The organism is Lysinibacillus macroides (assembly GCF_001281525.1).
GTDB classification, from domain to species: domain Bacteria; phylum Bacillota; class Bacilli; order Bacillales_A; family Planococcaceae; genus Lysinibacillus; species Lysinibacillus macroides.
Genome location: NZ_LGCI01000005.1, coordinates 258,744 through 270,567, shown reverse-complemented (window position 1 = coordinate 270,567; position 11,824 = coordinate 258,744). Strand labels below are relative to the sequence as shown.

The 11,824-nt window shown below is 38.0% G+C and carries 14 protein-coding genes; 5 read left to right on the top strand and 9 right to left on the bottom strand.

Annotated features, from left to right (window positions below; translation table 11 throughout):
* Positions 1-2: 2 nt before the first annotated feature.
* Together ADM90_RS04170 and ADM90_RS04165 are read right to left on the bottom strand one after the other, a co-directional pair.
* The gene (locus ADM90_RS04170) at positions 3-1,184 is read right to left on the bottom strand and encodes an FtsW/RodA/SpoVE family cell cycle protein (protein ID WP_053993795.1); all 1,182 of its coding nucleotides are present in this window, start codon (positions 1,182-1,184) and stop codon (positions 3-5) included.
* Positions 1,185-1,244: 60 nt separating this feature from the next.
* The gene (locus ADM90_RS04165) at positions 1,245-1,526 is read right to left on the bottom strand and encodes a YlaN family protein (RefSeq protein ID WP_004224778.1); all 282 of its coding nucleotides are present in this window, start codon (positions 1,524-1,526) and stop codon (positions 1,245-1,247) included.
* Positions 1,527-1,708: 182 nt separating this feature from the next.
* Here ADM90_RS04165 and ADM90_RS04160 point away from each other — a divergent pair, with 182 nt between their 5' ends.
* The 3 genes from ADM90_RS04160 (at position 1,709) to ADM90_RS04145 (ending at position 4,208) form a co-directional block, all read left to right on the top strand.
* Positions 1,709-2,209, top strand: a complete 501-nt coding sequence (locus ADM90_RS04160) for a hypothetical protein (protein WP_053993794.1) — start codon at positions 1,709-1,711, stop codon at positions 2,207-2,209.
* 11 nt (positions 2,210-2,220) lie between these two features.
* Positions 2,221-2,424 carry a YlaI family protein gene (locus tag ADM90_RS04155; RefSeq protein ID WP_053993793.1) on the top strand — a complete coding sequence of 68 codons (204 nt, stop codon included), beginning with the start codon at positions 2,221-2,223 and terminating at the stop codon, positions 2,422-2,424.
* A gap of 329 nt (positions 2,425-2,753) precedes the next feature.
* Entirely contained in the window at positions 2,754-4,208 is a 1,455-nt protein-coding gene (locus ADM90_RS04145; protein WP_053993334.1) for an IS1182 family transposase, read from the top strand.
* 135 nt (positions 4,209-4,343) lie between these two features.
* On the opposite strand, the gene ADM90_RS04140 is transcribed toward ADM90_RS04145, so the two are convergent.
* The 5 genes from ADM90_RS04140 to typA all read right to left on the bottom strand — a co-directional run bounded on the left by ADM90_RS04140 (position 4,344) and on the right by typA (position 9,298).
* Positions 4,344-5,138, bottom strand: coding sequence for an ABC transporter permease (locus ADM90_RS04140; RefSeq protein WP_083448450.1), 795 nt, complete (start codon positions 5,136-5,138; stop codon positions 4,344-4,346).
* On the bottom strand, positions 5,131-5,898 hold the full coding sequence (locus ADM90_RS04135; RefSeq protein WP_053993790.1) for an ABC transporter ATP-binding protein: 768 nt from the start codon (positions 5,896-5,898) through the stop codon (positions 5,131-5,133). The genes ADM90_RS04140 and ADM90_RS04135 overlap by 8 nt, the downstream gene beginning before the upstream one ends.
* Before the next feature lies 1 nt (position 5,899).
* Entirely contained in the window at positions 5,900-6,892 is a 993-nt protein-coding gene (locus ADM90_RS04130; protein WP_053993789.1) for an ABC transporter substrate-binding protein, read from the bottom strand.
* Positions 6,893-7,024: 132 nt separating this feature from the next.
* The gene (locus ADM90_RS04125) at positions 7,025-7,423 is read right to left on the bottom strand and encodes a YlaH-like family protein (protein WP_083448449.1); all 399 of its coding nucleotides are present in this window, start codon (positions 7,421-7,423) and stop codon (positions 7,025-7,027) included.
* Positions 7,424-7,453: 30 nt separating this feature from the next.
* The gene (gene typA, locus ADM90_RS04120; protein ID WP_053993787.1) at positions 7,454-9,298 is read right to left on the bottom strand and encodes a translational GTPase TypA; all 1,845 of its coding nucleotides are present in this window, start codon (positions 9,296-9,298) and stop codon (positions 7,454-7,456) included.
* Positions 9,299-9,436: 138 nt separating this feature from the next.
* Here typA and ADM90_RS04115 point away from each other — a divergent pair, with 138 nt between their 5' ends.
* Positions 9,437-9,622 (top strand): DUF5325 family protein, encoded by a 186-nt coding sequence (locus ADM90_RS04115; RefSeq protein WP_053993786.1) that lies wholly within the window; start codon positions 9,437-9,439, stop codon positions 9,620-9,622.
* Positions 9,623-9,804: 182 nt separating this feature from the next.
* Here the strand turns inward: ADM90_RS04115 and ADM90_RS04110 are convergent, their stop codons facing one another.
* On the bottom strand, positions 9,805-10,599 hold the full coding sequence (locus tag ADM90_RS04110) for an inositol monophosphatase family protein (RefSeq protein ID WP_053993785.1): 795 nt from the start codon (positions 10,597-10,599) through the stop codon (positions 9,805-9,807).
* Positions 10,600-10,801: 202 nt separating this feature from the next.
* Positions 10,802-10,999: a hypothetical protein gene (locus ADM90_RS04105; RefSeq protein ID WP_053993784.1), complete on the bottom strand. Its 198-nt coding sequence runs from the start codon at positions 10,997-10,999 to the stop codon at positions 10,802-10,804.
* Positions 11,000-11,124: 125 nt separating this feature from the next.
* Between ADM90_RS04105 and ADM90_RS04100 the strand changes: the two genes are divergently transcribed.
* Complete coding sequence (locus ADM90_RS04100) at positions 11,125-11,751, top strand: YktB family protein (RefSeq protein WP_053993783.1); 627 nt, start codon at positions 11,125-11,127, stop codon at positions 11,749-11,751.
* Positions 11,752-11,824: the final 73 nt, after the last annotated feature.

The window sequence follows — 11,824 nt, the reverse complement described above, 5'->3', positions numbered from 1 at the left end:
CTTTATGATTGTGCTTTTTTCCTTTCTACCTTTTCAAACATAGAAACATTGATTAATATGCCCATTGCTAAAGATAGAATGATTATAGATGTACCGCCATAGCTAATAAAAGGTAACGTTACACCGGTTAACGGGATTAACCCAGTTACACCCCCAAGATTAATAAACGTTTGCCAGCCAATCCAGCTTGCAATACCAGCCGCAATCATGCGTGCCAATGGATCTTTCGTGCGCAATGCAATCGAAAATCCTTTATATACAATAAAACCTAGACCAAGTATGACAATAAATACACCCCATATGCCCAGTTCCTCCATAATAATAGCCATAATAAAATCTGTCTGAGGTTCAGGTAAATATCCTAACTTTTGAATGGATTGGCCAAGACCTCTGCCCTCTAAGCCGCCTCCACCAATCGCGTAATAACTATTAACAACTTGGTGACCACTAGTCTCCTCATACTCAAAAGGATTCAAATAGGACAAAATCCGTCCTTTTCGATTTCCTGTCAGCAATTCTCCCTTAAATAACCATAGTATACCAAGAATTGCTGTACCAAATGCACCTAATACACCAAAAAACTTCCAAAATGTTTTAAAGGGAATACCACTTGAAGCGACGACTGACACGGCAATTCCACATAAAATAATCATCGCCCCTACGTCTGTTTCAAAAGCTACACCAGCAACCACTAAAATCCAGAGGAAAATAGGATAAAAAATCTCCCTTGGCTGTAGCTTTTCAAAGGTATATTTTTGTGCTTTCCGATAAAAAGCAGCGGCAAAATATAAAATAATAAATAGTTTTGCATATTCAGAGGGCTGAAAATTCCCAAAACCTGGAACGGTGATCCAACTTTGAGACCCTACTTGATCTGCACCATTTCCTGCTACCTTTACCCATGTAAATAATATAGCTACAACAATAGTTAGCAGCAACATCACAGTTTTATTAGCATAATGCTTATAAGGGAAAAAGGCGGTTACTAAAAATCCCAAAAATGCCACTGTTAAATTTGTGACTTGCTTTCGATAAAAGTAATCTGGCGCTTGTTCTTCACGCACAATAGCTATCATCATACTTGAGCTATAAATCATAATTAAACCAAATAAACTTAACAATAGGAACGTAAAAAATAAGGGATAATCAAAATTTTGTGCATAACGTTTTAAATATTGTCTCATTCGAAAACCTCGTTCTAGTAAAAAAACTCAAAGCGCAAAAAAGCGTTTGAGTTTTTCATTTTATTTGTCTGTATACGCATCGTGTAGTACAGAAAGCTCCTTCTCGAGTGAATCGAGAATTTCTTTGCCTTTTTCGCGTTCAATTAAGCCAAGCTTTACAGCAAAGTCAATTTCACGTGACAGACCAAACATTTGTGTATCTAATACTTCCTCATATAGAGGGCATTGTGGCATCGTTAAATGATCCATTTGTACTCGAATAAGGCGAGCGATTTTATCTGCATCAGCAACTAAAAGCTCCAAAGCCTTCTCTTGAAAAGAAGTTTGTGATTTCGTATCCATGAGGACGCCCCCATTATCTGATATTTCTTCGATTCTATCTTAATAAAGTTTATCTTTTAGTCGTTAAAAATGCAAGTGTCTTCATTGGAAAATAGAGAATTCGAATTATATTTCTTTATTATCTCCAGGCATTAGCGTTATACTAAGTCATGGATATACAAGATTTGAGGAGGATTTCTATTATGGAAACAATAATTCCTATCACAGGTGCAGTCACATACCAACTAACATTAGATCCTACTGTGTGGATTTTCGATGATCGTAAATTAGATTTAAACACCTACTTCACTACTCAAGATGTTGAGGAAGATGCTGATATCAAATATATGCGTGAGGTAGGAGCGCACTGGTCACGTGAAATTATGGAAGGGGCAACTTTTCCACCTACATTAAAATCAGAGCGTAAATTTGATCGTAAAGGCATGGAAACAGGGACATTTGGAATCGAATTAAGCCATTTCTTAAATAATGCAGAGCTTACGTCTGAAGCGACAAAAGTTATCGTTGAATGTGGGGATGGTCAGGAATATCCATTTACGATTGAAGAGGCTTATACGCTCATTTTAAAATATAGCCAAGATGGTAAGCCGTTATTAGAAGATGGTCCCGTTCATGTATTATTTAAAGACGGCTCCAATCTTGACAATCCTATTAAAAAGGTAGCAGCCATTCGTGCTGAATAGGAGGGAATGCCATGCGCGTAAAGTGCGTTATTTGCGATGCCATTCATCATTTAGATGATAATTTACCTTTAGCCAAAAAATTACGCAATCGTCCTATTCATACTTATATGTGCGATACCTGTCATGATCGTATTAAAGATAATACAATAGCACGAATCGAAACAGGCAATTTTCGTTTTTACCGTACATCGCCACAAATGGACAAGGAATTTTAACAGAAAAAAGAGGTGCTCAACTTGGAGAGGGCACTGAAAAAGTCCCTCAGGCACAAGTGAGAGAGTACAGGAACGAATATTCGTTCCTGTACTCTCTTTTTCTTTCGATGCCGTTGATTTCCATTGCGGCGGACGCGTTTCGCGGGCACGGCTCCATCCTTCTCCCTCGCTTTGCTCAGTCCGGGTGCTTCCGCTCGTGCTGTTCCCGCAGAAGTCGCCGCCTCCATTCCAATCAACTGGGACCACTTTCATCACTAGAAGGGTTTTCTTCTCGTATAATCTCACAAATTTCCTGTATAATTAAAGGACTAATAAAAGGTGGTGCGACCATGATTTCTAAACAGGAAACATTCAATTTAAGCCCGTACATGGCGTTGTACGATTTAATTATTCCAAAGGACAATATGCTTCGCCAAATCAATGAACTTGTGGATTTCTCATTTATTCTAGACGAACTAAAATCGAAATACTGTTTAGTTAATGGCCGTAACGCGATTCCACCGATTCGCATGTTTAAATATTTACTGTTAAAAGCGATTCATGACCTGTCGGATGCCGACCTTATCGAACGTTCAAAATTCGATATGTCCTTTAAATATTTTTTAGATATGGCACCAGAAGAGGAAGTGATCGACCCCAGTTCCCTGACAAAATTCCGTCGACTCCGTCTTCAAGATATGAATTTATTAGATTTACTGATTCAGAAAACTGTTGAAATTGCTTTAGAGAAAGGACTACTCCTTAGTAAAATGGTGATTGTCGACGCTACCCATACAAAAGCGCGATATAACCAGAAAACGCCCAAAGAATTTTTACAGGAAAAATCCAAAAATGTACGGAAAGCCGTGTATCAACTAGACGAAAACATGGTCGGAAAATTCCCTGAGAAGCCTGCGTCAAATGAAGTCACAGAAGAATTAAATTACTGTCGTCAAGTAGTTGAAGCAGTCGAAACACAATCAAAGGTTGCACAAATCCCGGCTGTGAAAGAAAAATTAAATGTTTTAAAAGAAGTGATAGATGATTATGAGAATCATTTAAGCTATTCAAATGATGCGGATGCACGTGTTGGCCATAAGTCAGCAGATTCTTCTTTCTTTGGTTTTAAAACGCATATTGCGATGAGTGATGAACGGATTATTACAGCAGCGGTTGTGACAACGGGTGAAAAAAGTGATGGGCACTATTTACAAGAGTTGGTAGAGAAAAGTAGAACTGCCGGCATGGAAATTGACACGGTGATTGGTGATGCCGCCTATTCCTGGAAAGAGAATTTAGTGTATGCAAAATCGGAGCAGTTTCAGTTAATTTCAAAGTTAAATCCAGTAATCACAAATGGCAGCGGACAACGGAAAATTGAATTTGATTATAACAAGGATGCGGGTATGTTTGTTTGTCCAGCGGGGCACATGGCAACTCACAAAAGACGTACGGGCAGGAAAACCCTGAATCAAAGTTTAACGTTTCATTTTGATATTGAAAAATGTAAAGTTTGCCCGATGCGAGAGGGCTGTTATAAGGAAGGGGCGAAAAGTAAAACGTATAGTGTAACGATTCAATCCAATACACATCAAGAACAAGCAGCATTCCAGGAAACAGCCGAATTCAAAGCACTTGCCAGCAAACGCTATAAAATCGAAGCGAAAAATAGTGAATTAAAGAACCCACACGGCTTTAAAACAGCAAAATCGGCGGGTTTATTTGGCATGGAAATTCAAGGAGCCACGACGATCTTTGCGGTCAATCTGAAACGGATACTCAAACTACTGAGTGAAAAAGAGTAGGAAAAAAGAAAGAAATAAGGCACCTCCCATTCAAAAACGAATGGAAGGTGCCTTATTTTTGTTTGAAAAACTAATTCATCGTAAAAAATGTAAGTTTTTCAGTGCCCTCCAACTTGGAGACACCTCTTTTTCCCGTTAGCCATTATTTTTAATAATCACCTTTTCGACTAGCTCCACAACCTGATACATAATTGTTGCAAAAAATGCGATGATTAATAAGGACATCAGCACAAGGTTGAAATTAAACACTTGGAAGCCATAAATAATTAAATAACCAAGCCCTTTGGAGGCAACTAAAAATTCCCCCACAATAACGCCCACCCACGATAAACCAACATTCACTTTTAAGGTTGAAATAATCGTAGGGAATGATGCTGGCAAAATGACCTCTCGAAAGATTTGCCATCTCGTTGCACCAAAGGTTTGCATCACCTTACTATAATTGGGATCGACCCCTTTAAACGCTGTATACACCACTATCGTTGTAATAATAATAGAAATCAACGCACCCATGGCAATAATCGAAAAATACCCTGGACCCAGTGCTACAATTAAAATAGGTCCAAGCGCCACTTTAGGCATTGCATTTAAAATGACTAAATAAGGGTCAAGCACCTTTGATAGCAACGGAGACCACCATAACACAATGGCGATGAATGTCCCTAATAAAGTCCCAGCAATAAAGCCAATAACCGTCTCCATAAGTGTCACACCAACATGCAAGGTTAACGTCCCATCACTGACCTTTTCAATAAAGGTCTGCCATACATGCGTTGGTGAGCTAAAAATTAAGCGATCAATCCACTCAAACCTCGAAAGAAGTTCCCATCCTCCAAAGAAAATCAATAAAATAATAAGCTGATATAGCCGTACAAAACGCTTTTCTTTTTTGAGCATTTGCTGGTATTGTTTAAATAATGTATTATCCAAGGCTCTCCAGCTCCTTCCAAATTGTTTGGAATACTTCTGCATAAGTAGGATGCTGTCTAACCTCAAAGGGTGAGAGCTCTTGCAGGGCTTGCGGAATTTCAAATACTTTATGCAATGTACCAGGGTTTGCGGAAAAAAGAAATACACGCTCACTCATCGCAATAGCTTCACCAATATCATGGGTGACAAGGACCGCTGTCTTTTTATAGGCTTTTAATGTTTCTACAACCAGATCCTCAAGCTTTAATTTTGATTGATAATCTAGTGCTGAAAATGGTTCATCTAATAATAAAATTTTAGGATTCACGGCTAATGTCCGAGCAAGTGCTACTCGTTGCCTCATGCCCCCTGATAATTCGCGTGGATAATTGCTTCCTACATGGGGTAGCCCTATTTCCTGTAGAAGTGCATTGGCTGTGACTTTATGGGTTTTCGTATTGCGTTCCATCATTTTTAAGCCAATTGTGACGTTTTCTTCAATGGTCTTCCAAGGAAATAAATAGTCTTGCTGTAGCATATAGCCAATGCTAGGCTGATGAAGTGTTGCAAGCTCCTCTCCATCTATATAAACCTTGCCCTCTGTCGCTGGGAATAATCCTGCAATAATAGATAATAATGTTGTTTTTCCACAGCCACTTGGTCCAATAAATGAGACAAATTCACCCTCCCGAATAGCTAAACTAATAGCACGTAATACTTCCTTTGCCTGTGTGTTTGAAAAATAACTATGGTGAATGTTTTCCAACTGCAAAAATGTCATATTACTCAACAGCCTTTTTCGCAAAGGATGCATTGACAAGCTGTTCATACTCCACCCGTTGAGGAAGTTCACCTGCTTCCTCCATAATTGTTTGCAAGTGATCCCACTCTCCTTTATCAAGGATAGGGTCTGTCGCATACGAGCCCTGTGCTTTATAACGCTCTACAACTGTTTTAATAATTTCGAGATCTACATTTTCAAAATATGGCTGGATAACTTTTGCCACGTCTGCGACACTTTCATTTTGCACAAAATCTTGAGCACGTTTTAAGGCATTGGTAAAAGCCTGCACAGTGTGAGCATCATCCTTTAAATAACTACTTTTTGCCATAAAGGATGTGTAAGGTAGTGTGCCAGATTCTGTACCAAAGGATGCTACAATATAGCCCTTGCCCTCTTTTTCAAAGACACTTGCAGTTGGCTCAAATAATTGAACATAGTCGCCAGTACCTGAAGCAAAGGCTGTAGCAATATTGGCAAAATCAATATTTTGAATCAGTGTTAGATCATTAACAGGGTCAATGCCGTGTTTTTTTAACACAAATTCTCCAGCCATTTGCGGCATTCCACCTTTACGTTGCCCTAAAAATGTAGAGCCTTTCAACTGATCCCATGTAAAACTATCCGTCTTCTCTCTTGCTACTAAAAATGTACCGTCTGTTTGTGTTAACTGCGCAAAATTTTGAATCGGATCATTGGCTCCTTGCAATGTGACATAAATGGATGTTTCTGACCCAACTAAAGCAATATCAATACCATCTGACAGTAAAGCCGTCATTGTTTTATCGCCACCTGCAATGGTTTGCAGTTCAACCGCAAGCCCCTCCTCCTCAAAGAATCCTTTCTCAAGTGCTACATATTGCGGTGCATAGAAAATCGAACGAGTTACTTCCCCTACTTTGACTTTTTCAAGCTCTGCTTTATTACACGCTGTCAAAGAAAGGAGTAACAAAGCAATGACACTGAACCATAAACCTTTTGTAAGCCAACGCATTCCCTTTCCTCCTTGATGTGATCAAAATTAGTCTATCAGCATTAATCTATTCACATTAGAAGATTTCGGTTCCTATCGACTTCTACAAAAAAGCAGCCTTAGCATGATAACGCTAAGACTGCTTGTAAAAACCTATTGATTTGTAGCTTGTTGTTCTTCTCTTTTTTCACGCCATAATCGTGTTTTATAGATAATTAAAATTAAGGCTGCTACAATAAGCCCTTCAACCATCGGAAGATATAAAGCAAAGAATGTTAACATAATACAACCTACAAATAGGAAAATATAAATAATCATATTTTGTGATCGTTTTAGTTTCTTTGCAAAGCCTAGTTTATAGACAATTGCCGACAGGATAAACACAAGGAAAAATAAAACATAGCCAGCGATTTCATAGCTAGGCATATTTTGATATAAAAAGCGTGTAACTCCAGCCATTTTTTTATAGGCTTCTTCTGTTTCTGTTGTATTTATCTGTGTAGCAACTTGAATAACATTTAGTTCACCCAGTAAAGCGGACTTTAGACTCAAGATTCCTCTTCCTTTCATGGAAGCAAAAGATTACTGTTCAGCGTTTTTTAATTTTTTCGCTATTCTTTCACGTTCATTTTTATCGAGAATTTGCTTGCGCAGACGAATCGTTTCCGGCGTGATTTCTAAATACTCATCATCATTTAAGAATTCTAGCGCTTCCTCTAATGTTAATAAACGTGGCTTTTTAATAACGTTTGTTGCATCTTTTGTCGCAGAACGAACATTCGTTTTTTGCTTCATTTTTGTAATATTAACAGTGATATCATTGTCACGTGTATTTTCTCCAACAATCATACCCTCATAAATTTCAGTACCTGGCTCTACAAATAGTGTACCACGGTCCTCTACTTGCATCATACCATAAGTTGTCGATTTACCTGTTTCCATTGATACTAGCACACCTTGATGACGTCCACCAATACGTCCTGAAATATATGGTTGGTAACAATCAAAGGTATGATTAATAATCCCAAATCCTTTTGTCATAGACATAAACTCAGTTGTATAACCAATTAAACCACGGGCAGGAACAAGGAATGTTAAACGTACTTGGCCATTGCCGTTGTTCACCATATCCAACATTTCACCTTTACGCGTACCAATCGATTCAATAACAGAACCTACATTTTCTTCAGGAACATCAATTTGTACACGTTCAAATGGTTCACATTTTACACCATCAATTTCACGAATGATCACTTGAGGTTTTGATACTTGTAGCTCAAAGCCCTCACGGCGCATATTTTCAATAAGAATTGATAAATGTAGCTCACCACGTCCAGAAACCGTCCATGCATCTGGTGAATCTGTATCTTCTACACGTAGAGATACGTCCGTTTGAAGTTGTGAACGTAAACGCTCTTCTACTTTACGAGCAGTTACCCATTTCCCTTCACGACCTGCAAACGGTGAATTATTTACTAAGAAAGTCATTTGTAATGTTGGCTCGTCTATACGTAATGGTGTTAAAGCTTCTTGATGTTCAACAGGACATACCGTTTCACCAACATTGATGTCCTCCATACCTGAGACAGCAATTAAATCACCAGCTTTTGCTGATTGAATTTCTTCACGCTTTAAGCCGAAGAAGCCAAATAATTTTGTCACACGGAATTGCTTCACTGTGCCATCTAGTTTCATTAAAGCTACTTGTTGTCCTACTTCAATTGTCCCACGGAATACGCGTCCAATTCCAATACGACCAACATAATCATTATAGTCAAGTAATGCTACTTGGAATTGTAATGGATCTGCTGAATTATCTACTGGTGCAGGGATTGCTTCAATTACTTTTTCAAATAGACATTGCATATTTTCTTCTTGTTTTGCTGGATCAGCATCAAGAGAAGCAGTACCGTTTACACCTGATGCATAGACAACAGGGAAATCTAATTGATCGTCATCAGCACCTAGCTCGATGAATAATTCCAATACTTCATCCACAACTTCTAATGGACGAGCTGAGTCTTTATCAACTTTGTTTACTACTACAATCGGTGTTAACTTTTGCTCTAACGCTTTTTTCAGTACAAAGCGTGTTTGCGGCATACAACCCTCATACGCATCGACAACTAGTAAAACGCCATCTACCATTTTTAAAATACGTTCTACCTCACCACCGAAGTCGGCGTGTCCAGGCGTATCAAGGATGTTAATACGAGTTCCGTTATAGTTTACTGCAGTATTTTTTGCTAAAATTGTAATACCACGTTCGCGTTCAATATCATTAGAGTCCATTGCACGTTCTTCAACATGTTCGTTTGAACGGAATGTACCTGATTGTTTTAATAATTGGTCGACTAAAGTAGTTTTACCATGGTCAACGTGGGCGATAATTGCGATATTGCGAAGATCTTGACGTAAGTTTGTCATTATTCCACTCCATATTCTTTTTTCGAATGTTTAACTGTGATATTATAGCACAAGAAGGATAGAAATGTCCTTATTAGAATTTCCATCATTCTAAAAAATATATTTAATCGACAAATTTTTTATATAGGAGGCTCGACTATGAATCGTGCAAAAATCGTCATGGCCATTTATGCATTGGCGGCTATTTTAGCGATGTGCTCTATCGGGTATTCAATCGCAGCTAGCAGTGTCCTTGGTATCATCGCAGGTATTGTCGCTACATGTGTCATTTTTATGACAGCCTTTAAAATGAAACGCAAACTACGTGCACAAGGATTGCTGTAAATAAAAAGATAACAACCATCCAAAAACCCGAACATTCGTACGAAACTTTTATAAAGAATTCGTCATCGTTCGGGTTTTCTATTAATTTGGCTGTGACAATGGAGAATTAATTACACATTAGCCTCTTCTTACCCAAATAAAAAAGTAGTACAAGCCAACATGATGGTTTGTACTACCTTATGCTATTCATAGGGTACAATGTATTTTTCTAATAACTCTCGATGAATGGCAGGATTGGCTATAATAAATGTATCCTGATGTAGGAAATCAAAGCCTCCTCCATGTAAGTTTGTGGCAATGGCGCCAACTTCCTGAGCAATGATTATCCCTCCAGCAATATCCCACGGTGCTAGTCGCATGGAAACATAGGCATCCAATTTGCCACTAACAACAAAGGCGATTTCCATTGCAGCTGAGCCATAAGAGCGTGTACCACGAACTTTACGAATCATGTCAATCACTTTCTCATGATGAATATGTCGATTGGGTGCTACCCAATGTGAATTAATACCAATAACCGCTTCCTCCATTGTAATAGCTTGCAATTTACGCAATGGGGAATCATTATACCATGCGCCTTGGCCTGCAATACCATAAAATAAATCCTCGCGCATGACATCAAATATGTAACCAAGCTTACCTACACCATTCACAAAAATACCAATAGATATCATAAAATGACGGTGCTGCTTGACAAAATTCATCGTGCCGTCAATGGGGTCGATAATCCAAACAACACCATCCAATGTTTCGACTTTTTCACCCATTCCTTCTTCCCCTAAAATTTTATGCGTTGGATCAAAGGCTTTAATTTGTTCAATAAAAAATAACTCAGTTTCTCGATCAATATTTGTCACCAGATCATTGGCACCTGATTTTGTTTCAATCACAAGATTATAGGAAAAGGCCTGTCGAATACGGCTTCCTGCTTCAAAAATAATCTTTTTCGCAAATTCATCCATTTGTTGCAAATCCATTAAAAACCCACCCTTCGAATTATAAGAAAAGGCCCTTTACTTTCGTTATTTAAACCTTTCCCCATTACTTAACAGCTAAATTCTTGATGACATATACATACTTTCATTATGTTGTAATACCTATTTTACTCTTTGTCACACTAAAAATCACCTGCTGTCGGAATATTCAGCAAGTGATTTTTAAATGGGTATGAGATTGTGATTACGCATAGGCGTGCAAACTTTCCAGTTCCATCTGAATTTCTGCCAGACGTTTTTTACTTTTTTCAATTTCAATTTCATTGTTGTCATTCATTGCTGCAAATAGGGAAGCTAATTCGTAATCTAATTCTAATTGTAAAATGTGTTCATATTGCTTTTCAATGTCAACTTTACGTATAATTTTCACGACTGGTTTCATTAAAACCACTTCCTTTTTTTAATTTTTGTACAAAAACTTTTTACATTCGATAAAGTTCTTGTTATAAGATTTTTTCCCAAATTTATCGTAAAATAAACATGATAAAACGAAAGGAGCAAATAAAATTGTCAAAAATAAAATGGACCACTAAAGACTTCCATGTTTTTACAATAAATGGATTAGAACAAAGAATGGATGCTTTAAATACGAATGTACGTCCAAAATTTCATCAGCTTGGTGAAAATTTTTCTGCTTATTTCTCTAGTCAGTTAGGTGAAGAATTTTTCCCTCATGTTGCCAAGCATGCTCGTAGAACTGTTAATCCTCCAAAAGATAGCTGGGTTGCCTTTGCTCCCTATAAACGAGGTTATAAATCATTGCCTCACTTTCAGATTGGTCTATGGCACACACATTTATTCATCGTCTTAGCGATTATTTATGAGGCACCGCAAAAAAATATAATAGCTGAACGTCTTCTTGCTCATAAAACATTGCTGGAACAGCTTCCTGATGATTTTATTGTGTCAGGTGATCATATGTCTCCAGAAGCCATGTCTCTCCAAGAAGCCAAAGAAGACAAGCTTGATGCGCTGCTAGTACGCCTGCGTGATGTTAAAAAAGGCGAATTTTTAGTAGGCCGACATATTCCAAAGGATGACGCCATTAAGCTTTCTGCAGGTGAACTAGCTCAAGTTATCGAAGAAACCTTTAAACACCTACTGCCTGTTTATAACGTCATTGTAGGAAAATAACAGGAGCTTTTATACATGTAGTGTAGACAACATCTTGTTTTTTTACACACAAAAATGGATGCGAGAAAATTCT